The 23,790-nt window shown below is 65.1% G+C and carries 20 protein-coding genes and 1 pseudogene; 13 read left to right on the top strand and 8 right to left on the bottom strand.

Annotated elements, in window-relative coordinates; genetic code table 11:
• Nucleotides 1-141: 141 nt before the first annotated feature.
• Nucleotides 142-294: a DUF899 family protein gene (locus MYXE_RS23245; protein WP_003921365.1), complete on the top strand. Its 153-nt coding sequence runs from the start codon at nt 142-144 to the stop codon at nt 292-294.
• On the opposite strand, the gene MYXE_RS23240 is transcribed toward MYXE_RS23245, so the two are convergent.
• From MYXE_RS23240 to MYXE_RS23230, 3 genes are all read right to left on the bottom strand, one after another.
• A complete protein-coding gene (locus MYXE_RS23240; protein ID WP_085194556.1) occupies nt 276-698 on the bottom strand; it encodes a nuclear transport factor 2 family protein in 423 nt (140 codons plus the stop codon). The two genes, MYXE_RS23245 and MYXE_RS23240, sit on opposite strands and share 19 nt — an antisense overlap.
• Before the next feature lie 69 nt (nt 699-767).
• The gene (locus tag MYXE_RS23235; protein ID WP_003921367.1) at nt 768-1,403 is read right to left on the bottom strand and encodes a class I SAM-dependent methyltransferase; all 636 of its coding nucleotides are present in this window, start codon (nt 1,401-1,403) and stop codon (nt 768-770) included.
• A 102-nt stretch (nt 1,404-1,505) separates the two neighbouring features.
• Nucleotides 1,506-1,670, bottom strand: a complete 165-nt coding sequence (locus MYXE_RS23230; protein ID WP_003921368.1) for a hypothetical protein — start codon at nt 1,668-1,670, stop codon at nt 1,506-1,508.
• 82 nt (nt 1,671-1,752) lie between these two features.
• Between MYXE_RS23230 and MYXE_RS23225 the strand changes: the two genes are divergently transcribed.
• From MYXE_RS23225 to MYXE_RS23210, 4 genes and pseudogenes are all read left to right on the top strand, one after another.
• Nucleotides 1,753-3,408: an AMP-binding protein gene (locus MYXE_RS23225; protein ID WP_085194597.1), complete on the top strand. Its 1,656-nt coding sequence runs from the start codon at nt 1,753-1,755 to the stop codon at nt 3,406-3,408.
• Nucleotides 3,409-3,411: 3 nt separating this feature from the next.
• Nucleotides 3,412-4,173, top strand: a pseudogene (locus tag MYXE_RS23220) (AMP-binding protein); the annotation flags it as partial.
• Nucleotides 4,174-4,456: 283 nt separating this feature from the next.
• Nucleotides 4,457-5,209 (top strand): enoyl-CoA hydratase/isomerase family protein, encoded by a 753-nt coding sequence (locus MYXE_RS23215; protein WP_232061686.1) that lies wholly within the window; start codon nt 4,457-4,459, stop codon nt 5,207-5,209.
• A complete protein-coding gene (locus tag MYXE_RS23210) occupies nt 5,206-5,670 on the top strand; it encodes an SRPBCC family protein (RefSeq protein WP_085194552.1) in 465 nt (154 codons plus the stop codon). Before MYXE_RS23215 ends, MYXE_RS23210 begins: the two co-directional genes overlap by 4 nt.
• A gap of 8 nt (nt 5,671-5,678) precedes the next feature.
• Here the strand turns inward: MYXE_RS23210 and MYXE_RS23205 are convergent, their stop codons facing one another.
• From MYXE_RS23205 to MYXE_RS23185, 5 genes are read right to left on the bottom strand one after another with little or no spacing between them, the layout of a single operon-like run.
• Complete coding sequence (locus MYXE_RS23205) at nt 5,679-7,148, bottom strand: AMP-binding protein (protein ID WP_085194549.1); 1,470 nt, start codon at nt 7,146-7,148, stop codon at nt 5,679-5,681.
• Nucleotides 7,145-7,918 carry an SDR family NAD(P)-dependent oxidoreductase gene (locus MYXE_RS23200; protein ID WP_085194547.1) on the bottom strand — a complete coding sequence of 258 codons (774 nt, stop codon included), beginning with the start codon at nt 7,916-7,918 and terminating at the stop codon, nt 7,145-7,147. The genes MYXE_RS23205 and MYXE_RS23200 overlap by 4 nt, the downstream gene beginning before the upstream one ends.
• 1 nt (nt 7,919) lies before the next feature.
• Nucleotides 7,920-9,509 carry an AMP-binding protein gene (locus MYXE_RS23195; protein WP_085194545.1) on the bottom strand — a complete coding sequence of 530 codons (1,590 nt, stop codon included), beginning with the start codon at nt 9,507-9,509 and terminating at the stop codon, nt 7,920-7,922.
• A 7-nt stretch (nt 9,510-9,516) separates the two neighbouring features.
• Nucleotides 9,517-10,254 carry a GntR family transcriptional regulator gene (locus tag MYXE_RS23190; protein WP_003921376.1) on the bottom strand — a complete coding sequence of 246 codons (738 nt, stop codon included), beginning with the start codon at nt 10,252-10,254 and terminating at the stop codon, nt 9,517-9,519.
• Nucleotides 10,251-11,867, bottom strand: a complete 1,617-nt coding sequence (locus tag MYXE_RS23185; RefSeq protein ID WP_085194543.1) for an SMP-30/gluconolactonase/LRE family protein — start codon at nt 11,865-11,867, stop codon at nt 10,251-10,253. Before MYXE_RS23185 ends, MYXE_RS23190 begins: the two co-directional genes overlap by 4 nt.
• Before the next feature lie 169 nt (nt 11,868-12,036).
• Between MYXE_RS23185 and MYXE_RS23180 the strand changes: the two genes are divergently transcribed.
• The 8 genes from MYXE_RS23180 (at nt 12,037) to MYXE_RS23145 (ending at nt 23,753) form a co-directional block, all read left to right on the top strand.
• Nucleotides 12,037-12,885, top strand: a complete 849-nt coding sequence (locus tag MYXE_RS23180) for an SDR family NAD(P)-dependent oxidoreductase (RefSeq protein ID WP_039890468.1) — start codon at nt 12,037-12,039, stop codon at nt 12,883-12,885.
• Complete coding sequence (locus MYXE_RS23175; RefSeq protein ID WP_003921379.1) at nt 12,882-14,240, top strand: aromatic ring-hydroxylating oxygenase subunit alpha; 1,359 nt, start codon at nt 12,882-12,884, stop codon at nt 14,238-14,240. Before MYXE_RS23180 ends, MYXE_RS23175 begins: the two co-directional genes overlap by 4 nt.
• A gap of 168 nt (nt 14,241-14,408) precedes the next feature.
• The gene (locus MYXE_RS23170) at nt 14,409-16,256 is read left to right on the top strand and encodes a flavin-containing monooxygenase (protein ID WP_003921380.1); all 1,848 of its coding nucleotides are present in this window, start codon (nt 14,409-14,411) and stop codon (nt 16,254-16,256) included.
• Nucleotides 16,257-17,192, top strand: coding sequence for an SDR family NAD(P)-dependent oxidoreductase (locus MYXE_RS23165; protein WP_085194541.1), 936 nt, complete (start codon nt 16,257-16,259; stop codon nt 17,190-17,192).
• A gap of 16 nt (nt 17,193-17,208) precedes the next feature.
• Nucleotides 17,209-18,402: a CaiB/BaiF CoA transferase family protein gene (locus MYXE_RS23160; RefSeq protein ID WP_039890470.1), complete on the top strand. Its 1,194-nt coding sequence runs from the start codon at nt 17,209-17,211 to the stop codon at nt 18,400-18,402.
• 2 nt (nt 18,403-18,404) lie between these two features.
• Nucleotides 18,405-20,111, top strand: a complete 1,707-nt coding sequence (locus tag MYXE_RS23155) for a thiamine pyrophosphate-binding protein (protein ID WP_003921383.1) — start codon at nt 18,405-18,407, stop codon at nt 20,109-20,111.
• Between the two features lie 14 nt (nt 20,112-20,125).
• The gene (locus MYXE_RS23150) at nt 20,126-21,550 is read left to right on the top strand and encodes an aldehyde dehydrogenase family protein (RefSeq protein ID WP_003921384.1); all 1,425 of its coding nucleotides are present in this window, start codon (nt 20,126-20,128) and stop codon (nt 21,548-21,550) included.
• Between the two features lie 241 nt (nt 21,551-21,791).
• The gene (locus MYXE_RS23145; RefSeq protein WP_085194592.1) at nt 21,792-23,753 is read left to right on the top strand and encodes an acyltransferase family protein; all 1,962 of its coding nucleotides are present in this window, start codon (nt 21,792-21,794) and stop codon (nt 23,751-23,753) included.
• Nucleotides 23,754-23,790: the final 37 nt, after the last annotated feature.

Below are 23,790 nucleotides of genomic sequence, written 5' to 3'. Positions count from 1 at the left end.
TTGCATGGCGGTGAGGACAGCCAGCCGAATGCTTTTCCTTGCCGTGACAGCTGTTTCGGGGTCAACGCGTCGGAAATCGGTTCTAGCCACTGATGGGCGCCGCCGTTCACGTTGAGATCGTCTGCGCCGTGAAGTCTTCCTGTGCAGGCACGTTGCTATGCCCGCGGACTCGACGCGTTCCACGCGGCCTACCGAGTGCTGGACCGCGCTCCCCGCAGACGCAAGGACGACGACCCGTCCGTAGCGGTCGCCTGGGTGCGGCGCCATGACGAGTATTACGCCGTGCCGCGCTGACGTTGGCCCGCGCGACCGCCCTCGACGCGTGGCTCCCCTCCGGGCCGCTTGATGAAAACGCTGACGTATGAGATCAGGCCGTCGCCGTCTTGCTCGAAGACGAGGCATTCCGGGTATTCGGTTGGCATGCCGTTGATGTCGAACGTCTCCGTCAGCTCGACGAATGAAAGACGTTCGGAGGCATGAGAAATCCGATGCACATGCAACTGATAGCCGTGGAGTCCGGAGAAAACGCCGCGCAGGAAGCCGAGGTAGGCTTCTTTGCCTTCGACCATGTCGCAGAACGGGCCGTCGCGGACCAGACCCCGGTCCGCGATGGTGGTGGCCAGACCATCCCAATCCTGGCTGCCCAGGCACGCTAAATAGCGTTCCACCACGCCGCTGCTTTGGCTCGGATCACCCACGTCGCCCTCCTGACCTGTTGTGCGCAGAATCTACACATCGTCTCCCCGGCTCGGTCGACGGCCAGCGGGCTAGCTCTTGATCCCGACGGTGAGCAGATCGGACACGATTTTCGTCCAAACGGGCCGATGGACCCGGTGTTGTTCGGTGATGGTGAAGCCGGCGTCTTCGAACAGCGCGCGCATCTCGGCCGGCGACGGGTGATGCGCCGGTTTCCACCGGCTGGCCGAGGGGGCCTGCAGGCGAGGTTGACGCGCGCTGAGCGCCGCGACCGCCACCAGCCCGGCGGGTGCCAGCACGCGGTGGAACTCGCGAAGCGCCGCCGGCTGGTCGAAGAAGTGAAACGCCGACGTCGTCACCACGGCATCGAGCGCAGCGTCATCGAACGGAAGATGCTCTGCCGGGCCCTTGAGCCACTGGACCCGATCAGACCGTGCCCGGGCCTGGGCCAGCATCCCGTCGGACATGTCGACCCCGTACACCTCGTCTGGTTCGAGCTCGCGCTGGATCCGGTCCGCGAAAACACCTGTGCCGCAGCCAACATCCGCTATTCGGCTAGACCCGTGGGCGCGCAGCTGCTCGATTACCTCGTCGTGGGCCGGGCGATAGACCCAGCGCTGGAGAGTCGGGAAGTTGTAGGCGGGGGCCGCGAAACTCCAGAACCGAGTGACCGTGTCATTGAAGCCGCGCCGTCGAGCTGCTTCCACATCTGCAGCCTACCCATGTTCCGCGCGCCCAACCTGCTCGGCCCACGCCAGCAGCTGCCGCCACAGCCACCACCGCATGGCCGTGTTCCACGGCGTACTCGGCTAATTTGTATCCGCAGGGACCCGCACGTCCAGATGCCAGTAGGCGCAGTTGTACGTCCCGCCGGGCAGGCACACCAACACGATCGGGTCGGGCGTACTGGCTGGGTAGTAGGTCGCGGCCAGCGACGCCGGCTCGCCAACCGCCGCGCTGACATCGAGCCACATGGTGCACATTCTCGTATGTGCCTCGCGCGAGAGTCGGCCCAACCCGCTGCCGAATCTCCGCACCCGGGTGGATGCTATCTGCGTGGCGACCAACACCGATCGCTATCGCGCCGCGCGTGACCGGGCGCTCGCCGGCGCCTTGACGTGGCCGCACATCACCGGCGTTTTCAACTGGGCCACCGACTGGTTCGACGTCATCGCGCGCGGCAACGATCACACCGCGTTATGGATTGTCGACGACAGCGGCGGCGAAAGACGGCTGAGCTTCGCCGAAATGGCCGATCGCTCGGATCGGGTCGCGGGGTGGCTGCAACAGCTGGGAGTCGGCAAGGGTGATCGCGTTCTGCTGATGCTGGGCAACCAGGTGGAACTGTGGGAGGCGATGCTGGCCGTCGCCAAACTCGGCGCCGTCGTCATGCCGACCACCGCCGCGCTGGGCCCCGTCGACCTGGCCGACCGGATCAGCCGCGGCCGTGCCAGATTCGTCATCGCCAACGCCGCCGACACGGCCAAGTTCGCCAAGATCCAGGGTGACTATCGACGCATCGCGGTGGGCGCCCCGGTCGACGGGTGGCACTGCTACGCCGACGCCGCAGGCATCGCCGCTCCCGGCCCCTTCACCGCTCAAACCAGCGTCGACGATCCGATGCTGATCTATTTCACGTCGGGAACCACCAGCACACCCAAACTGGTTCAGCACTCCCAGATCAGCTACCCGGTCGGCCATTTGTCGACGATGGCCTGGATCGGTGTGCGGCCCGGCGATGTGCACTTGGCGATCAGCCCACCGGGTTGGGCCAAGCATGCTTGGAGTTGTTTTTTCGCACCGTGGATCGCCGAGGCGACGATCTTCGTCTACAACTACCACCGCTTTGACGCAAGCGCGTTACTGGACCAGATTCGTCGCGCCGGGGTGACGACGTTTTGCGCACCACCGACCGTGTGGCGCATGCTCATTCAGGCCGACCTCGGTGACAAACCGGAACGGCTGCGCGAAATCGTGGCCGCCGGCGAGCCACTCAACGCCGACGTCATCGCCCGGGTGCAACGAGCGTGGGGGTTGACCGTCCGCGACGGCTACGGGCAGACGGAAACGACGCTGTTGATCGGCAACCTTCCCGGCCGGCCGGTCAAGCCGGGGTCCATGGGCCGACCGCTGCCCGGTCTGCCCGTGGTCCTGGTCGACCCGGCCACCGGGCAACCTGCCGACGAGGGCGAAATCTGTCTTGACCTCAGCGCCCACCCGGTCAACCTGATGACCGGCTACCTCGGCGACGACCAACCCGCAACCGCGGGCCGCTACTACCGCACCGGCGATGTCGCGCGGCGCGACGCCGGCGGCGACATCACCTACATCGGCCGCAGCGACGACGTGTTCAAGTCGTCCGACTACAAGGTGTCGCCGTTTGAACTGGAGAGCGTTCTCGTCGAACATCCCGCGGTTGTTGAGGCGGCCGTGGTGCCCCAGCCCGACTACACGCGGCTGTCGATTCCGAAGGCCTACATCTTGCTGGCCGCCGACTGGAACGCCAACGCGGACACCGCACGAGCGATCATGGAGCACGTGCGCGACCGCGTCCCGCCGTATCTGAGGGTGCGACGCGTCGAGTTCTGCGAACTACCGAAGACGATTTCGGGCAAAATCCGTCGGGTGGAACTGCGGCGCCGCGAAGAGACCGCACACCGCGCCGGAACGCCGATCACCACGGAATACCGATACGAGGATCTGGTGGGCTAACTGGTGCAGTCCTACGACGTTGGACCGACCACGCCTCCGATTCTCGAGGAGACGATCGGAGCGAATTTCGAACGCACGGTCGCGAGCAACCCCGATGCCGAGGCGCTGGTCGATGTCGCCGCCAACCGGCGGTGGACCTACGGCCAGCTGAACAGCGCGATCGATTTAATTGCAAGGGCTTTGATATCCCTCGGGATCGCCAAAGGTGAACGCGTCGCCATCTGGGCGCCGAACTGCGCTCAATGGACCATCGTGCAGTACGCCACTGCGAAAATCGGTGCGATCCTGGTCAACATCAACCCTGCCTACCGCACACACGAACTCGCCTATGCGCTGAATCAGTCCGGCGTCCGCACGCTGATCGGCCTGACGAACTTCAAGACCTCGAACTACCGCAGCATGATCTGCGAGGTGAGTCCTGGCTGCCCCGAGCTCAAAGACATTGTCTTCCTTGACAACGACGACTGGGACGCCCTGCGCGACCGCGGGATATCCGTCCCGGACAGGGAGCTGAAGACACGATCGGCGGCTTTAGCCAACACCGACCCGATCAACATCCAGTACACCTCGGGAACCACCGGATTCCCCAAGGGCGCCACGCTGTCGCATCGCAACATCCTCAACAACGGCTTCTTTGCCACTGAATTGCTGAATCTTGGCCCAGATGACCGGCTGTGCATACCAGTGCCCTTCTACCATTGCTTCGGCATGGTGTTGGGCAACCTCGGCTGCACCACGCACGGGGCCACCATGGTCATCCCCGCAACCAACAAAGCATCAGGCTATTGCAGGCGGGCGCGCCGAAAGGTAAGCCCGGGCGGTAACGATTCTGCTGTCGGCCCACTCAGCACGCAGCTAGCGTCCAGTCAGGGCGAGAACCAGGGTTCGTCGCCCACGATCGAGGAGGTTGATCTTCGTCGGCATCGGCAGCATCATCGCCGCGATCGCCCGCTGCGACGAGACACAATTCACGGCGGCAGCGGGCGCGATTTGGTGACCCTGGCTTGTCACTGGCGGTCCTCGAGGCGCGCTTGGAAAGGACATGGATATGGCGCAAGGCGGATCCACGATGAACGTAGAAGCGCTCGACGGCGTGACGATAGCCCGATTGGACCACCCTCAAGTGAATGCTCTTGATCTCGCCTTGCTCGACGCCGTGGTCGCGACAATGCGCGGTATCGAGGGCCCGGTTGTTCTTACCGGCGCGGGCAAGTGTTTTTCGGCTGGTGTCGACCTGCGGGCGATCCTCGGCGGAGGACGCGAGTACACCGACGACTTCATCACGGCGCTCTCGGCGGCTTTCCTCGCTGTCTTCGACCATCCCGCACCGGTAATCGCCGCGGTCAACGGGCACGCCATTGCAGGCGGGTGTGTCTTCGCCATGGCTGCCGACACCCGAGTCATGTCCACCGGCACCATTGGCCTGACCGAACTTGCCGTGGGTGTACCGTTCCCGGTGACCGCCCTTGAGATATGCCGCTATGCGATGGGGGCCTCGATCACCCGAGCGACGTTGCAAGCCAAGACGCTTGGTGTGCACGAAGCCTCGGCGCAGGGATGGATCGACGAGGTGGTCGAGCAGGACGAGCTGATCCCACGCGCCGTTGCGATCGCGCGCGAACTCGGCGAGCACTCACCGACCGCGTACGCGGCCACGAAGGATCAGTTGCATCGGCCGGTTCATGCGGCGATCAAGGCTGGTGCGGACATGGACGCGCAGGCGAGGGCCGACTGGCTGACGGACGAAACCCGCAGCCGCATCACCGCTTTTGTCGACGCGCTTGCACGCAACCGCCGATGAGCTGGTGCATCAGAAAAACCGAACACACGCTGTCGCAACAGGTGCCGGCGGTGCCCGACCAGGTGCGTGATTTCTACGCGGACCTGCAAAACATGAAGCTCGTGCATCCGCTGATCGTCGCCGTGCATCCGGCGGCGCGCCACGAAACTACAGCCGGGTACACCCAGAGCTACCGCATCACAGATCGAATCTCATTGGGTAGACTGGTAATTCGGACCCGCTACCGCGCTAGGATTTGCGTGCCGACACACGGCGAACTGATCACCGAAGCACGGCAATTCCCCGGCGTCAGGCTGCACGCGACCGTGGCATTCGAGCAGATCGACGCTGGCACCCGGGTCGTCGAGCGCCTGTGCATCACAGCTCCCCGTCCGCTGGCCGCGCTCACCGTCCGCCAAGCGCTCGACGCGCACATCACGATGCTGTCGGCCATCTGCCGGCACTTCCAATCACAGCCGTGACTCAGGCGTCACACCAACTGGCGGCGCAGCTCACGTTTGAGCACCTTGCCGTAGCTGTTCTTCGGCAACTCCTCGACAATCACGTACCGCTTCGGGCGCTTGAACCGAGCGATGCGCTGCAGCAGATGCGTATCTAGTTCCTCGGGTTCGGTTGTGCCCACGATGAATGCCACGACGATCTCGCCCCACTCGGCGTCGGGCACCCCGACCACGGACGCCTCCAACACACCAGGGTGCTCGAGCAGCGCCTCCTCGACTTCCCGGGGATAGATGTTGCTGCCACCACTGATCACGACGTCTTTGCTGCGGTCACGCAGTGTCAGGTAGCCGCGCTCGTCGATGGAACCGACGTCACCGGTGCGTAGCCGGCCGTTCTGCAACGTCTCGCGGGTGGCCGCCGCGTCATTCCAATAGCCGCACATGACAACGTCGCCGCGGCAAACGATCTCACCAATTTCGCCGACGGCCGCCGGGGTACCGTCATCGCGCAGCACCGCGACTTCCACACCCGAGCGCGGGTAGCCTACCGAACGCAGGATTGCGTCGTCGGCCGTCTCGTGGTCGACGCGGCGCAGCCCGGTGATGGTCATCGGGGCCTCACCCTGGCCATAGATCTGGGCGAATACCGGACCGAATGCGGCCAGCGCCTTCTTGATGTTCTGCAGGTACATCGGGCCACCGCCATAGATGATCGTCCGCAGATGCCGCGGGCGTTCGCGGCCGGTTTCGACGAGCCGCTGCACCATCGTCGGCGCCAAGAAGGCGCTGCAGCCGGGATGGTGGTCGCAGAGGTCGAGAAACTCGCCGGGGTCGAATCTGCAGGACGCCGGCACCACCTGGCGGGCGCCGCGTAGCACATAGGCGGGGATGTAGAGTCCGGAGCCGTGCGACATCGGCGCGGCATGCACCAGGCTGCATCCTTCGTCGGGTGCGTCGATGTCGGCGAGGTGGGCAAGCGTCATCGCCGTCAGGTTGCGATGGGTGAGCATGGCGCCTTTGGCCCGGCCGGTTGTACCGCTGGTATAGAACAGCCACGCCAGAGCCGAAGGATCGGTGCACGGCGGTGTAACAGGCGGACCGGCGATCTGCTGCAGATACGCTGGCCCCCCAATCTCTTCGATCGGAAAAGCTGCGCCCGAAGCAAGGTTGGCAGCCACCGTCGCGGATGCGAAAACCTGGGCCACGCCGGCGTCGCCGAAAATCTGCGCCATTTCACGTGGGTGCAGCTTGTAATTAATCGGGACCGCTACGCATTCGGCCGCCCAAATAGCGAACAGCAGTTCAACGATTTCCGGGCGGTTTTCGCTGGCAATCCCGATCCGCGCGGCCGCCGGGCAGCGCTGCCGAATGGAGCCGGCCAATCGCAGCGAGCGTTCACGCAGCTCGCCCCAGGTGCAAAACAGGCGCTCGCCATGGTATACCGCGCCGCGTTCGGGAAAGCGATGCGCGGCCTGTTCTAGCAGCGTGAACAGATTCATCGGACAGTCCACCGCGACGTCAGCGCAAAGTCAGACAGATATCTGGTGGAACTCCAGCCGCCGTCGACGACGATAGTTTGCCCATTGATGAAACTGCCTTCGGGCGAACACAGGAACGCCACGGCGCTCGCCACGTCGTCGACCGTGCCCAGCCGCTGATGGGGGGTCATCTCGATGTTGAGCCGACGGAAACGCTCATCCTGCAGCCGGGTTTCGGTCATCGGCGTCTCGATCACGCCGGGCGCCACGGCGTTACACCGGATGCCACGTGAACCGTATTGGCAGGCGATGTGGGTGGTCAGCGCCGTCAGGCCGCCCTTGGCCGCAGAGTAGGCACCCCCGCGCAACCCCCCCACCACGGCGAACGTCGAGGTGATGTTGATGATCGCGGAGCCAGGATGCATGTGCGGCAACACATCCCGCGCCAACCGAAACGGCGCCCGCAGCATCAAGCCGAGGAAGTGGTCCAGGGATTCGTCGTCGGTTTCGTGCAGCGGTTTCGGGCTGCCCACTCCCGCATTGTTGATCAGGAAGTCGACGTGACCCCAGCGTGCGACGGCGGCGTCGACGATCCGTCGAGGCGCCTCGGCGCCGGTGAGATCGACGGCCAATGTGCCGACACGTTCAGGATCGCCGACGGCCCGCTCAAGCTCGCTGAGGCGGCCCTGATTCCGCCCGGTTCCCAGCACGGCCATGCCAGCCGCGGCAAGTTTTGCTGCGCAACCAAAGCCGATAGCACCGCTTGCGCCGGTGACGATCGCTACCTGCATGTCATCTATCCGCCTTCATGAGCGCCGCTCTGATCCGATGTTTCAATACTTTTCCTGCGTCGTTCTTCGGCAACGCATCCCAGATCACCACCTGCTCAGGGACTTTGAACTTGGCCACGCCGTGTGATAGCAAAAAGTCACGCACGCTGGCGACATCGGGAGCTGACGCGGCGGCGGGCACGATCACCGCGCAGGCCCGCTCACCGCTCGACTCATCAGGCAGGCCGACGATGGCGATCTCGGCGATATCCGGGTGCCCGATAAGAATGTCCTCGATCTCCTTCGGTGAAATGTTTTCGCCCTTGCGGATAATGATGTCCTTTGCGCGGCCGGTGACGACTAGGTACTGGCCGTCGACCCAGCGGCCGAGGTCTCCGGTGCGGAAATACCCGTCGGCATCGAACGAGTCGACTTCGTCCTCAGGATGGGCGTAGCCGACCAGCATCTGGGGTCCGCGGACGAGGATTTCGCCGCCGCTGGTCGATGCATCGTCTGCGGCGGAGATCTTGACCGCGGCGAAGCCGGGACGCCCATCGGTGTCGGCGGCGCGGTCGGGGTCGTTCGGCGCGCCAATCGTGGTGACCGGGACCTCAGTTGAGCCGTAGACCCGGATGACGACGGCCCGCTCGAAATATGCTGCAGCGCTGCGGATCAAAGACGGCGGCACCGACGCGCCGCCGCAGACGAACAGCTTCAGGTCGGGAAGCCGAGTTCCGGCCCGCCGCGCCGCGTCGAGCAGCTGTTCCAGAAACGGTGTCGCCCCGGCGACATGGGTGCAGCGCTCGGTGCGCATGAGTCGTACCGCAGCTTCGGGGTCCCACCGGTCCATCAGCACCGCGGCCGTTCCGAGCAGAAGCGGGCATTCGAACGCATAAATCGACCCGCCGATGTGAGCGATCGGGGACGGGACCAGGAACCGGTCACCTGGCTCAACCATCCAGTGTTCCCGGATCTGGCAGATTAACGCGTGAAGCGAGTTATGGCTATGGAGCACACCCTTCGGGCGGCCGGTAGTACCCGATGTGTAGAGGATCATGCGCACGGCGTCGGCGTTGACCTTCGGCAATTCGTGCGCCGGCGGCCGCTCTTCGATCAGCGATCGGTAGGCGGTGTGACCGCCGGGATCACCGCGCAACACGACAACCTCGGGGCGTGTGTTTAGCTCAGCCAAGACTCGGCTGAGCATGGACACGTAGTCGTGGCGGCCGAAGCTGGATGGCACGAAGATCATCCGACTGCCCGCGTCGGAGAGGATGAACTGCAGCTCGCGATCCCGCAGCGACGGCAGGATCGGGTTCACCACCATCCCGGCCAGGGTGGCCGCAAGGTAGATGACCACGGCTTCATGCCAATTAGGCAGCATGAACGACACCACACTGCCAGTCGGCATGCGCGCCAGCAGGGCCTGCGCCAGCGCCGCGGCTTGCTCAAACAGACTTTGGCAATCCAATCGGCGATTGTCGTCGACCACCGCCAGGCGCTGCGGAGTCTGCCGTGCGGCCTCGCGCAGCGCGTCAGCCAACGTGGTCTTGACCCACCACCCGCGGGCATAAGCGCCGGCAGCGGTGTGCTCGTCGAAACGAACTTTCACCGACGGCCTAGTCTTTGACCCGACGCATGATCATCGAATGCCGGAACCGCGACGACGGATGCGTGTTGATCGTCACCTGGGCGACCTCACCGTCCGATGTCTTGTAGGTGCGGCGGATCTCCAGCCCCGCGGTCCCCGGCTCGACCTCGAGGCCGTCCGCCAACTCGCGGCAGAGCACCACCGCGCCGATCTCCTGATGCACCTCGACGATACTCACCCCGAACAAGTCCTCGATCAGCGGGAAAGCCGGCCCGGTGTGGCGTTGCAGCAGCCTACCGACCGCGGCGAAGGCGCGGTTGATGTAGTACTCGGTGCGGCAAATCGGCGCCGAGGTTTCCTCGGCTTGCCGGTACCCGCGGATGGCCAGCCACTGAGTGCCGACCGGCAACCCGTTGCGCGCGGCAAGACCGTCGTCGACGGTCACCATTGCGGTCGAGTCGATGGCGAAGTGGGTGCCGGTCGCGAAGGCGAGCAGGTCATTGATCGACTTCACGTCCTGGGCATACGAATTCGACGCAGGCCGGGGAACGACCATGGTCCCCGCCCGGGGCCGCGACACGACGAGGTTGTCTTCCCTGAGCCGGCGCAACGCTTCCCGCACCGTATAGCGGCTAACGCTAAACCGCTGGCACAGTTCGTGTTCGGTGGGCAGCTGGGAGCCCACGGGATAGACCCCGTCGACGATCTCCTTGCGCAGCGTACGCGCGACCTGAAGGTAGCGGTGATCGGTGGGGCTGACGGTCATCGGCGGTCCCCCCCAGCAGTTGGGCGTAACGCGAGGACGCTGCCCTCCGCGTCGGCGGAGACGAACAGGGTGCCGTCCGGTGCGGCCGTGATGCCCGCGAACGGGCCCTGGGGGCCGGAGAACGGCGGCAAGCCCTTGAGCGGTTTGGGCACCACACCGGGCGGGGCACCGACCGGCAAGCCCGCGGCAATCGTGCGCCGCGCCCGGGTGTCCAGATCGAACTCGAGCAACTCCTTGGCGTCGGCGTCGACGACATAGAGCCGCTGACCGATGACCAGAATGCCTTGGGGACAGCCCAATCCGTCGACAACCGGCTCCGGATGTGAGCCGCTCAACCGGACTATTCGCCCGGCGCCGGATTCGGCGACCAGAGCTGAGCCGTCGGCGGCGATCGCCACGCCCACCGGGTCACACAGCCCGGACGCCAGCGTCTCGACGCCGCCCGCGCGCAGTAAGAGCACCCGCCCGGTGCCCAGCTCGGCGAACACGACACCAGACGACGCGACGGCCACACCGTAGAGCTGGTCGAATCCGTCTACCAGCACCTCACTTTCGCTGGCCGCCGGCCGGTAGCGCGCAACCTGACCGCCCGACGTCGTCACCACGAACTGCCCGCCACCCGACGGTGCCACACCACGCACAAACCCGGGATAGCCGGGGGAGAAGAGCATCCCGACGGTCCGCAACTTCCCACCTGGATCGAGCACATAAAAGACGGTGCCGTCGGCGATGTAGAGGTTGCCGTCGTCACCTACCGCCAGATCCAGCGGCCAGTTCAGGCCGCCCGGCAACAGCGTGGCGGTCTCGCCCCCGGCCCGAATCTCGGTGAGTTCGCCGGTGAAGTTGGACACCAACAGCCGACCACCGGCGAAGGTCAGGTTGTCCAGCCCGGGGCTAAGCGTGGCCAGGACGGTTCGCTCACCGCTGCGGGGGTCGATGCGCAACACCTGTCCACTGGCCACCTGGGTGGAGACGATGAAACCTTCGGAATCGAACTTGACCGCATCCGGGACGCCGAGATCGGCTGCAACGCAGTGCGGTTCACCACCGTCCAAACCGACGCGCCAGATCTCGTTCGCACCCATCACCGGGAAATACAGCAGGCCGTCCGGGCCGACTTCCATCGCGTTGGGCAGCGGCACATTCTCCAGCAGCACGCGCGGCTTGCCGCCGCCCAGGTCCATTTCGAGGATGCGCCCGCCGACGCGGCACTCGCTGATAAACAACCGTCCCCGATGAAACGTGATGCCGTTGGCGGCCGGGACGTCATCCCGCAGCACCCGCGGTCGCTTACCGGGCTCCAGCACGCTCACCCTGCCGTCCATCACCTCGGTGGCGTACAGGTTGCCGCTGGGGTCGAAGGCGACGTCGTCGGGTGCGACGACGTCACCACCCTTGGCGCTCACGGTGTCCAACTGCCCGGTCCGCAGATTCAACGCGCTGATCTGGCTGCCCGTCACCTGCGCGATATAAATCCGATCGTCCGGGCCAGTGCGCAAGCCGTTGGCGCCGAAGAGCCGGCTGGGCGCGGTGACCCGCTCGAGTTGCCACCCTTCGGCCAACTGCAGTGGGCGTACCGAGGTGTAGCGGCCCGTTGCTGGTGACGTGGTCATGGCGTTACAGAACCCTTCCGTCCGCGTTGCACCACTGCTTTATCGGTTGCAGCTAGTCCAGACAACTATTCACGCATTGGCGCGACCGGCACTTGACTCGGCTTTAGCTTGAGCGGAATAGTGTTCTACTAAATGGAGAGTAACATATCTTGTCCGGACAATTGTAGTGATTGTTGATCTGTTGAAGTTGGACGGCCGCGTGGTGGTGGTGTCGGGCGCCGGTGGCGGCGGCATCGGCACCACGGTGACGTCGATGGCGGCCCGGGCGGGCGCCACCGTGATCGCGGTGAGCCGGTCCAAGGAGAACCTCGACGAGCACATAACGCCGCTGGCCCGCCAGGGTCTTCCGGTCATACCAGTGCCCGCCGACGCGTCGACCGACGAGGGCATCGATACCGTCATCGACCGCGCCCGAGGCGCCGCGGGCGAACTCTATGGGCTCGTCAACATCGCTGGTGGCGCGGCGCCGTCAACCTGGATGCCCGCTACCCGAGTGGCCCGACGCGAGTGGCGGGACTTGTTCACCGCAAACCTCGAGACCGCGTTCTTCATGAGCCGGGCGGTTGCCGCGGAGCTGAAAAAGCACGGAAAGCCCGGCGCGATCGTGTCATTGTCCTCGATCAGCGGCATGAACACCGCGCCGTTTCACATTGCCTACGGGACTGCCAAGGCGGCGGTGGCGGCGATGACGCGCACCATGGCCCTCGAGCTCGCGCTGGACAACATCCGGGTAAACGCGGTCGCGCCGGGGATCACCGCGACACCGGCCTCCGGCACGTATGTCGACCACGACCCGGAGCGTGACCGCCGCGCCATCGCGATGGGACGACGGGGGCGCCCGGAGGAGATCGCCGGGGCGATCCTGTTTTTGTTGTCGGAGCTTTCCAGTTACATCACCGGCCAGACCCTGCTGGTCGACGGCGGCCTCGACCTCAGGTGGTCCCACTTAGACGCGGACAACACGTCGTTGTTTCTCAAGGACGACTCGTTCCGGGCGGCGCTAAGGAGCATGCAATGACCGACTCCAAAGTTCAATCAGCCGAAGAGCTTTCCGCACCGATGACGATCGGCGTCGACGCCTACCTGTCAGAGGACTACGCGCGCGCTGAACGTGACAAGCTGTGGCGCAAAGTGTGGCAGCAGGTCGGCCGGGTCGAAGACCTTCCCCACGTGGGCAGCTACCTGACCTACGACATTCTCGATGATTCCGTGGTGGTGGTGCGCACCGGGCCAAACACGTTCCAGGCTCACCATAACGTGTGCATGCACCGAGGCCGTCGGCTCATCGACATCCCGGACGGCGCGAAAAGTGCTTGTGGGCGCAAGAAGTCGTTCGTATGTGGTTTTCACGGGTGGACATACGACCTGGAGGGCTCCTGCGTTCATGTGCCCGAAAAGCAAGATTGGCGCGGCGCGCTGACAGCGGAGAACACCCACCTAGCACCGGTTAACGTCGACACCTGGGGCGGCTGGGTATGGATCAACATGGACCCGAACTGCGAGCCTTTGCGTGATTACCTTGAGCCGGCCGCGACCATGCTCGACCCGTTCCAGCTTGACAAAATGCGTTGCAAGTGGCGCAAATGGCTACATTTCGACTGCAACTGGAAAGTGGCCATGGAGGCCTTCAACGAGACCTACCATGTCGCCACGACACACCCGCAGTTCAACAAGTTCGGCAGCTTTCGCGGCTGGGCCAAGGTCCAGGGCCGGCACAGCAACATTGGGTATGACGCCCCTAAGGATCTGGAAAAAACCAAATCCAAGATAAGACTCGGGACTGGCGCCGACCCGCGCATCTCCACCGCGCAGATGCAGGTCTATACCCTGGAAGAAACCAACGCCACCACCACCAAAACGTTGGTGGAGGCCGCGCGCAGACTGGTCGACGAACTTCCGGAGGGCACCCCGGCAGACCAGGTGCTCGAACATTGGCTGTCTTCTGCACGCCGCGACGACGCTGCCCGCGGGGTGCTCTGGCCCACCATCGACCCCGAACACCTTGCGGCCAGCGGCACAGCCTGGCAGATCTTTCCCAATTTCCAGATCGGTCAGGGCTTGACCACCGCGCTGTGTTACAGTGCCCGGCCCCACGGCTACGACCCGAACAAGTGCATCTTCGAGGCCTCATGCTATGAGCTCTACCCGGAAGGGCAAGAGCCACACACAGAGTGGGAATACCTCCCGCCCGAAGACCCGAGCTGGCGCACTGTGTTCCCGCAGGACTTCTCCAATATGGCCGCAGTCCAGCAGGGCATGAAATCGCTGGGTTTCAAAGGCACCAAACCCAACCCCTACATGGAACGCAGCACGGTCAACCTGCACTACCAGCTGTCGAAATACATGGGCACCGGCGAACCGCGTGAGCTTTGAGGAGAACGGATGACCGCGCCCACGACGATGCAGAGCGTAGCGATGAGGAGGAGCGGCGCCAGATGACCGCGCTGGTGACGATGCAGAGCGTAGCGATGAGGAGGAGCGGCGCCAGATGACCGCGCTGGTGACGATGCAGAGCGTAGCGATGAGGAGGAGCGGCGCCAGATGACCACGCCCGATTGCGAGCAACCAACAAGAACTCCCGACGACATCGACATCGATGCGCTGCGCGAGAAATACCGTCAGGAACGTGAAAAACGTTTGCGGCCCGAGGGTTCCAAGCAATATCTAGAACTGACCGGTGAGCTGGCCAAGTTCTACGAAATCGACCCGTACTCGCCACCGGTGGTCCGCGATCCGATCAGCGAGGACATCTACGTCGCCGTTCTGGGTGGCGGCATCGCAGGCCTGCTAGCGGGCGCCTACCTGAAGAAAGCCGGCGTGGATGACGTGCACGTGATCGAGATGGGCGGCGACTTCGGGGGCGTCTGGTATTGGAACCGGTTCCCCGGCATCCAATGCGACAACGACTCGTACTGCTACATGCCGCTGCTGGAAGAACTGGATTACATCCCGACCAAGAAGTACGCCGACGGCGCCGAGATCAGGGAGCATTGTCAGCGCATCGGAAAGCATTTCGGCCTCTACGACTCGGCAATTTTTTCCACCGAGGTCCGTGCGCTTCGCTGGGACGAAACGATCAAACGCTGGCGGATCAGCACCAACCGCGGCGACGACATCCGAGCCCGTTTCGTCGTCATGACCAACGGGTCCTTCAACCGGCCGAAACTTCCCGGGATTCCCGGCATCCAGGACTTCACCGGCCACCAGTTCCACTCGTCCCGCTGGGATTACGAGTACACCGGCGGGGATTCGAGCGGGGGGCTGCATAAGCTGGCCGACAAACGCGTCGCCCTGATCGGCACGGGGGCCAGCGGCATTCAAATCGTGCCGTTCCTGGGCCGCTACGCCAAGCACCTGTACGTATTCCAGCGCACGCCGTCGTCGGTCGACTCGCGTGGGAACACACCCACCGATCCCGAATGGGTCAAAACGCTCAAGCCGGGGTGGCAGAAGGAGCGGCAGCGCAATTTCCACCGCTGGAGCCCGTTCGAAGGGGTGGTGTTCGACCAACCGGACCTGGTCTGCGACTTCTGGACCGAACTGGGCCGCAACATGACCGCACGGATCGCGGCCATGGACGATCCCGCGTCGCTGACCGTGGAGCAGATCATGGCGATCCGGGAGGAAGAAGACTACAAGGTCATGGAGCGTCTTCGCCGCCGCATCGACAGCATCGTCGAGGACAAGCGGACCGCAGAAGCGCTCAAACCCTACTACCGGTTCCTGTGCAAGCGACCCTGTTCCAACGACGAATACCTGACCACATTCAACCGGCCCAACGTCACGCTGGTCGACGTAGCGGAGTCGAAGGGCGTAGAACGGATCACCGAAACGGCGGTCCTCGCCGGCGGTGTCGCATACGAAGTCGACTGCATCATCTACGCCAGCGGATTCGAGATCACCACGGAGATCAGCCGCCGCTACGCCATCGACACGATCGAGGGCCGCGACGGGCTGTCGCTGTTCGACTACTGGCGAGACGGCTACAAAACGCTGCACGGCATGACGACCCGAGGGTTTCCCAACCAGTTCCACACCGGCTTCATCCAGGGCGGCGTGGCCGCCAACACCACCGCGATGCTCGAGCAGCAGGCCGAGCACATCGCCTACATCATCGCCGAAGCTCACAAACGCGGCGTCGTCACCGTCGAGCCCAGCCAGCGGGCCCAGGAGGAGTGGATCAGGACCATCCGCGAAACCGCGGTCGACACTTCGGCATTCGACCAGACCTGCACCCCGGGCTACTACAACAACGAAGGCGGTGGTGGCGGCGAAGGCATCCGCACCCACCTCGGCGAGCCCTACGGGCCGGGTTTCTACGCCTTCGGCGAATTGCTCGAGAAATGGCGCGCCCAAGGCGATCTCGACGGCCTCGAACTCGGAATCTAGATGCCTGAGCTCAGATTCGACGATCAAGTCGCAGTGATAACCGGCGCCGGCCGGGGTCTGGGACGCGCCTACGCACGGTTGCTCGCCTCGCGGGGGGCGAACGTCGTCGTCAACGATCCCGGTGGTGCCCTCACCGGCGACGGCACCGACGCGGCTCCCGCGAACGAAGTAGTGCGAGAAATCAAGTCGGCGGGTGGTGAGGCGATCGCGTGCACCGAGTCGGTGGCGACCCCGACCGGTGGCGCGGCGATCATCGCGGCGGCGTTTGAGCGCTACGGGCGACTGGACATCCTCATACACAACGCCGGCATCGTCCGCAGCCGTTCGTTGCAGCAGATGAGCTACGAGGACTTCGACGCGGTCCTCGATGTCCACCTGCGTGGTGCGTTTCATGTTGTGCGGCCGGCGTTTCCGCACATGTGCGCGGCAGGGTACGGCCGCATCGTGCTGACGTCATCGATCGGAGGGCTGTACGGCAACCACGGCGTCGCCAACTACGCGGCCGCCAAGGCCGGGGTGATCGGGCTGTCCAATGTGGTGGCGCTCGAGGGCGGCGCGCACAACGTGAAGTGCAACGTGATCGTGCCTGCGGCCGAGACCAGAATGGCGCAGGGCCGCGACACCTCTGGCTACCCCCCGTGGGGCCCGGAGTTGGTGGCGCCCGCTGTCGGTTGGCTCGCCCACGAAGCCTGTTCGATCAGCGGTGAGATGCTGGTCGCGATCGCTGGCCGGATTGCGCGGGTCGCCGTCGCCGAAACTCCTGGCGTGTGCCGCGATTCATGGTCGGTCGAGACGGTCGGCGAGCAAATCGACGCGATCCGGGATGCATCGACGCCGGTGATGTTTCCCGTGCTGCCCCACGGCCATGCCGACCACATCGACTACAGCTTCCGGATGGCCCGGCGACAAACACGGGAAGGAGCGCCTCATGGCTAGGCCCGGCACAGGTCCGCTGGCCGGCGTGCGGGTGGTCGACCTCACCGCGATGGTGATGGGGCCGTACTGCACCCAGATCATGGCCGACATGGGCGCCGACGTGCTCAAGGTCGAACCACCGGAGGGCGACGTCACGCGTTACGTCACGGTGGGGCCCGCGCCGGGCATGAGCGGGGTATTCGCGAACGTCAACCGCGGCAAGCGCAGCATCGTACTCGACTTGCGCTCGGACAACGGCAAATCCGCGCTGCGGGCACTCATCGAAACAGCAGATGTGTTCATTCATTCGATGCGGGCCAAGGCGATCGGCAAGCTCGGCTTCGCATATGACGAAGTCGCCGCCATCAACCCGGCGATCGTCTACACCAACTGCTACGGCTACGGCCGCCGCGGCCCGGACCGGGATCTGCCCGCCTACGACGACACCATCCAGGCAGAATGCGGGCTGCCGGCCGTCCAGCAGATGCTGACCGGCGAGGCCAGCTATGTCGGCACAATCATGGCCGACAAGGTCGCCGGCCTGACGGCGCTCTACGCCACCATGATGGCGTTGTTCCACCGCGAGCGCACGGGGGAGGGCCAAGAGGTGGAGGTGGCGATGTTCGAAACCATGGCGTCGTTCATGCTGGTCGAACACGCCAACGGCGCGATCTTCGAGCCCCCGCTTGGACCGGCCGGCTATCCGCGCGCGCTGGCCCCCAACCGCCGCCCCTACCAGACCAGCGACGGCTACATTTCGGCGCTGATCTACACCGACAAGCATTGGTCGGCGTTCATCGACGCCGTGCAGCCGCCATGGGCCTGCGACCGGTACGCCACGCTCGAGCAGCGGGCCCGCCAGATCGACACGGTGTACGGCCTGGTGGCCCAGACGATGCGGGAGCGCACCACCGCGGAATGGCTGACGCTGTTTCGCAAGCTGGAGATACCCGCGGCGCCAATCCGCACACCCGACGGGCTGTTCGACGACCCGCACCTAAATGCCGTCGGGCTGTTCGAGACGGTGGATAGCCCGCACGGGCGGATGCGGTTTCCCGGTGTGCCGACCTGGTTTTCGCACACCCCGGGCCGGGTCGCCGGGCCGGCCCCGGAGTTGGGGGCCCATACCGCCGAGGTGCTCGAGGAAATCAGCGCGAGCAGACGCCAAAGCACCCGACACGCCGTCGAAAACGGGGCTTTTGCGTCTGCTCGGCACGGAAAGGAGCGCTGAGCATGGGTGTGCCTGTCTACCAACGCATTCTGGACCTGTTCGAGGCCGAGGGTGTCAACACCCTGTTCGGTATCCCCGACCCGAATTTCGTGCACATGTTCCTGGAAGCCGACCGACGCGGCTGGGCGGTGGTGGCCCCGCATCACGAGGAGAGCGCGGGCTTCATGGCCGACGCGGCCGCACGCATGACGGGCAGGCCGGGCCTGTGCATCGGGACGCTCGGACCCGGCGTGGCCAACCTGGCCGGAGCGATGATGTGCGCCAAGGTGGAGAACTCGCCGGTCATCTTCATCGGCGGTCAACGCGCGCGCATCACCGAACGACGGGTGCGGCGCGGGCGTATCCAGTTCGTCCGCCAGGAGGCCCTGGTGGAGCCGTCGGTGAAATACAGCGCATCGATCGAATACGCCGACCAGACCGACGAAATCGTTCACGAGGCGATCCGCCGGGCGATGTCGGGCACCCCGGGCCCGGCTTACATCGAATACCCGGCGCATGTGCTGCTGCACGAACTGGAGGTGCCGGCACCACCGCCGCCCGGCACCTACCGCCTTGTCGGCCAGGGTGCGGGCGCGCGGGAAATCGCGCAGGCCGCCAGGCTGATCCAAGACGCCAAGGCGCCGATCCTGTTGGTCGGTCATGGCGTACACACGTCGCGCAGCCAAACTGCGGTGAAGGCGCTCGCCGAGCTGATGGCCTGCCCGGTGATCCAGACCTCCGGCGGCACCTCGTACATCCCGGGTCTGGAGGACCGCACCTTCCCCTACGGGTTTTCGGCAGCGGCTGTCGAGGCGGTGACCGCCTCCGACCTGTGTGTCGCGCTGGGCACCGAACTCGGCGAACCGGTCCACTACGGCAGGACTCGCCACTGGGCGCAAAACGACCCCATCCGCAAGTGGATCTACGTCGAGCAGGATCCGACGGCGATCGGGGTGAACCGTCCGGTGGACGTGGCGCTGGTCGGAGACCTGCGGGCGGTCGTGCCGCAGCTGGTGGACGCGCTCGGGGACAGCCCCCGCTCACCGTCGGCCGACCTGGCCCGCTGGGTCAAGCAGGACGCCGACCAGTTGGCTGAATTGGCTGAGACCGCACCCAGCGGCCAAATACCCATCCATCCCGCGCGTTTCGTGGTCGAGGCAACTAAAGCTTTTCCGTCCGAGGGCATTCTGGTGCGCGACGGCGGTGCAACGGTCATCTTCCAGTGGACCTATTCGCAGGCCAAACCGCGCGACGTCATCTGGAACCAGAACTTCGGCCACCTCGGCACCGGGTTGCCCTATGCCGTCGGCGCTTCGGTGGCCGACGGCGGCAAGCGACCGGTCATGTTGCTCACCAGCGACTCGTCGTTCCTGTTCCACATCGCCGAATTAGAGACCGCCGCACGACTGAACCTGCCGCTGGTGTGCATCGTGGGCGTCGACCACCAGTGGGGTTTGGAAGTCGGTGTCTACAAGCGAACTTTCCCCCAGCCCTCGCCGCAGCCCGGGGTGCACTGGAGCAAGAACGTGCGCTTCGACAAAATCGCCGAAGGCCTGGGCTGCCACGGCGAATACGTCGAGCACGAGCACGACATCGGCCCGGCGATCAAACGTGCCTACGCCAGCGGCCGGCCGGGGGTCGTGCACGTCGAGATCGACCCCAAAGCCAACTCGGAGGAGATGCCGAACTACGCAGAATTCAGAACTTGGTACGCCGAAGGAACCCAGTAGAGGAGGATGGCGTCATGCGCGAATATCTGAAGTTCTACATCGACGGCCGGTGGGTCGATCCGGTGCGGCCACAGCCCTTCGACGTCGAAAACCCCGCGACCGAACAGGTCAGCGGCCGAATCTCGCTCGGCTCGGGCGACGACGTGGACGCCGCGGTGACCGCGGCGCGACGCGCCTTCGCCAGCTGGTCGCAGAGCAGCCGGGAAGAGCGACTCGAGCTGATGCAAGCGATCCTGGCCGAATATCAAAGGCGTGCCGACGATCTCGCGGAAGCGGTGACCGAGGAGATGGGGGCTCCGCCGTCGCTGGCCGCCGGTCCCCAGGTGCAGCTCGGCCTGGGTCACCTGATGACCGCTATCGACGTGCTGAAGAATTTTGCGTTCGAAGAACAGCACGGCGCTACCCGGGTGGTCAAAGAGCCGATCGGGGTATGCGGGCTGATCACCCCGTGGAACTGGCCGCTCAACCAGATCGCGGTGAAGGTGTATCCGGCGCTGGCGACCGGCTGCACAATGATCTTGAAACCGTCAGAGGTGGCCCCCTACTCGGCCTACATTTTCACCGAGATCCTCGATGCCGCCGGCGTGCCGGCCGGCGTGTACAACCTGGTCAACGGCGACGGCGCGGGGGTGGGGGTGGCGCTGTCCAGCCATCCCGGCATCGACATGGTGTCGTTTACCGGTTCGACGCGTGCCGGCACCGACGTGGCGGCGAAGGCCGCGCCGACGGTGAAGCGGGTCACCCAGGAGCTCGGGGGCAAGAGCCCCAACATCGTGCTCGACGATGCGGAATTCGAGAACAGTGTCCGCGCCGGCGTGGCCAACATGATGCTCAACACCGGCCAGAGCTGCAACGCGCCGTCGCGCATGCTGGTGCCGAAATCACGCATGGCAGAAGCCGTCGCGGTTGCGCGCGAAACCGCCGAACAGGTGAAGGTCGGCGACCCCGACGACAGCCGCGCCATCGGACCGCTTGCCTCACGGGCCCAGTTCGAGAAAGTGCAGCGCTTGATCCAGACCGGCATCGACGAGGGCGCCACACTGGTCACCGGCGGCCCAGGGCGGCCCGACGGGCTGACCACCGGCTACTACGCCAAGCCCACCGTCTTCGCCGACGTCACCAACGCCATGACCATCGCGCGCGAGGAGATCTTCGGGCCGGTGCTGTGCATACTCGGCTACGACGACATCGACCAGGCCGTCGAGATCGCCAACGACACCGACTACGGTCTGGCCGGCTATGTTTCGGGAGCCGACCTCGACAAAGCGCGGGCAGTCGCCAGCAGAATCCGTGCCGGCTGGGTGACCATCAACCATGCCTTCGACATGAACGCGCCGTTCGGTGGCTACAAATGCAGCGGCAACGGCCGCGAATGGAGCGAGTTCGGCTTCCACGAGTACCTGGAGACCAAGGCGATCCTGGGTTACGCATCCGGGTAGCTGTTGCCCCGCCGTGTCTTCCGCTCATGGTGCTCAGCCGCGGCTAAGCTTGCCATGATCCGACGGGGAGGTGCATCGACGTATCGGCAGCAACACCACCGCGGTCCGGCCGGCCAGCCGAGCCGCGCGGCGAGCGAACACTGAACCGGCCAGGCCTTATCCTGCCCCGGTTCGCTACGCTCGACGGCCCCGATGGGTTGCTCCGGTCCCACAGCTTGCACGTCACCGCCCTGGCCCCGGCATTCCCGCCCTGGACGGGCTTCGCGCCATCGCGGTCACGTTGGTGCTCGCCGGGCACGGCGGCATCCCCGGTCTCGGCGGCGGCTTCATCGGCGTCGACATCTTCTTTGTCCTCAGCGGATTTCTGATCACCTCGCTGCTGTTCGACGAGCTGGCACGCACCGGTCGGATCGATTTGTCCGGCTTCTGGATTCGCCGTGCCCGGCGGCTGCTGCCCGCGCTCGTGCTGATGGTTCTGACCGTGGCGCTCGGGCGCGACCTGCTTCCGCAAGAGTCCGTCGCCGAGCTACGCGACGACGCCATCGCCGCATTCGTCTGGATGGCGAACTGGAGATTCGTCGCTGAAAAGACGGACTATTTCACCCAGGGCGCCACACCGTCACCGCTGCGGCACACCTGGTCGTTGGGAGTCGAGGAGCAGTACTACTTCGTCTGGCCGCTGGTGTTGATCGCGGTCGCCGTATCGCTGGCGATGTGGGCCAGGCATTACCGCCTGTGGGCAACCCTGAGCGGCGTTCGCTTGATCGTGTTCGTGGTGGCCGCGCTGGGCGCGGTCGGCTCGGCGGCCGCGGCGATCGCCTGGTCGTCAAACGCCCCGCACGACCGGGTCTACTTCGGCACCGATACCCGCGCCCAGGCACTGTTGGCCGGCGCGGCGGCGTCGGTTCTCTTGGTGCGCGACTGGCCGGCGCTGACCCGTGGCCGGTCTGCCGTTCGGGCCCCCTGGGCCAGATGGACCGCCCGCGTTCTGCCGGTCGCCGGTCTGGCGGCGTTGGTGCTGGCGGCACACTACGCGACCGGCAGCGCGCGCGAATTCCGCACCGGGTTGCTGACCGGGGTGGCGATCGCCGCTGTCGCGGTGATCGCGCCGGTGGCGCTCGACCAGCGGACAGCGATGGCCCGGGTGCTGGCCTGGCGACCGTTGGTGTGGCTGGGTGCCATCTCCTACGGCATCTACCTATGGCATTGGCCAATCTTTTTGGTCCTCAACGGGGAACGCACCGGCTGGTCCGGCTGGCGGTTGTTCGCCGTCCGGTTCCTCGTCACAGTTACCCTGGCGGCCGCGTCGTGGTGGTTGGTCGAACAGCCTATTCGACGGTGGCGCCCGGTCCGCGTCCGGTTGTTGCCGCTGGCCGGGGCCACAGTCGGTACCGCTGTCGTGGCTACGGTGCTGATTGTCCCGGTCGGAACAACGCCCCATACGGGGCTTGAGAGCAGCCTTCCACCGGGAGTATCTGAAGTGGCCGCCGTTACCCCGTCCCCGCCGGTCGCCGCGATGCCGGTTCGCCCCGTGGCGCAGCGAAATCCCAACCGGCCGTTCACCGTGTCGGTTTTCGGTGATTCGATCGCGTGGACGTTGATGCACTATCTTCCGGCGACCCCGGGGTTCCATTTCGTCGATCACACCATCATCGGATGCAGCCTGGTGCGCGGCGGGCCATATCGATATCTCGGCCAGACGCTCGACCAAAAACCCGAATGCGAAGCCTGGCCCGGCAGATGGTCCGCGCAAATCGCCGCTGACCAGCCCGATGTCGCACTGCTGATCATCGGGCGCTGGGAAACGGTCGACCGGGTCAACGAAGGACGGTGGACTCATATCGGCGATCCGGCATTCGACGCATATCTTGCCGGTGAGCTGCAACGAGCGCTGGATACTCTCGGCACCAACGGGATTCGGGTCGCAGTGACCACCGTGCCCTACAGCCGTCGCGGCGAAAAGCCGGATGGAACCCTGTACCCAGAAGACCAGCCTGAACGGGTCGACCAATGGAACACGTTGCTGCGTCGCACAATTGGAAAACGTCCGAATGTATCGATCTTAGATCTGAATAGGAAGTTGTGTCCCGACGGTGTCTACACCGCCAAGGTCGACGGTATCCAAGTGCGCAGCGACGGAGTGCACCTCACCCCGGAAGGGGTGCAGTGGCTGACGCCGTGGCTCGAAGAATCGCTGCGATAACGGCCTGCCGATCCGGCTCGCCGCCAGGGAAACCGCC

This window comes from Mycobacterium xenopi, assembly GCF_009936235.1.
GTDB classification, from domain to species: Bacteria; Actinomycetota; Actinomycetes; order Mycobacteriales; family Mycobacteriaceae; genus Mycobacterium; species Mycobacterium xenopi.
This window is presented reverse-complemented; position numbering and strand designations above follow the sequence as displayed.

What these genes read in the sequence shown, in the direction of transcription:
- MYXE_RS23230 (WP_003921368.1), bottom strand. Translation starts at nt 1,670, where the DNA reads ATGTGGCTCGATGTCAGCGCGGCGGTTGGCGAGCCGGCGTCGCTGGCC.
- MYXE_RS23215 (WP_232061686.1), top strand. Translation starts at nt 4,457, where the DNA reads ATGGCGCAAGGCGGATCCACGATGAACGTAGAAGCGCTCGACGGCGTG.
- MYXE_RS23210 (WP_085194552.1), top strand. Translation starts at nt 5,206, where the DNA reads ATGAGCTGGTGCATCAGAAAAACCGAACACACGCTGTCGCAACAGGTG.
- MYXE_RS23205 (WP_085194549.1), bottom strand. Translation starts at nt 7,148, where the DNA reads ATGAATCTGTTCACGCTGCTAGAACAGGCCGCGCATCGCTTTCCCGAA.
- MYXE_RS23200 (WP_085194547.1), bottom strand. Translation starts at nt 7,918, where the DNA reads ATGCAGGTAGCGATCGTCACCGGCGCAAGCGGTGCTATCGGCTTTGGT.
- MYXE_RS23190 (WP_003921376.1), bottom strand. Translation starts at nt 10,254, where the DNA reads ATGACCGTCAGCCCCACCGATCACCGCTACCTTCAGGTCGCGCGTACG.
- MYXE_RS23185 (WP_085194543.1), bottom strand. Translation starts at nt 11,867, where the DNA reads ATGACCACGTCACCAGCAACGGGCCGCTACACCTCGGTACGCCCACTG.
- MYXE_RS23175 (WP_003921379.1), top strand. Translation starts at nt 12,882, where the DNA reads ATGACCGACTCCAAAGTTCAATCAGCCGAAGAGCTTTCCGCACCGATG.
- MYXE_RS23170 (WP_003921380.1), top strand. Translation starts at nt 14,409, where the DNA reads ATGACCACGCCCGATTGCGAGCAACCAACAAGAACTCCCGACGACATC.
- MYXE_RS23165 (WP_085194541.1), top strand. Translation starts at nt 16,257, where the DNA reads ATGCCTGAGCTCAGATTCGACGATCAAGTCGCAGTGATAACCGGCGCC.
- MYXE_RS23155 (WP_003921383.1), top strand. Translation starts at nt 18,405, where the DNA reads ATGGGTGTGCCTGTCTACCAACGCATTCTGGACCTGTTCGAGGCCGAG.
- MYXE_RS23150 (WP_003921384.1), top strand. Translation starts at nt 20,126, where the DNA reads ATGCGCGAATATCTGAAGTTCTACATCGACGGCCGGTGGGTCGATCCG.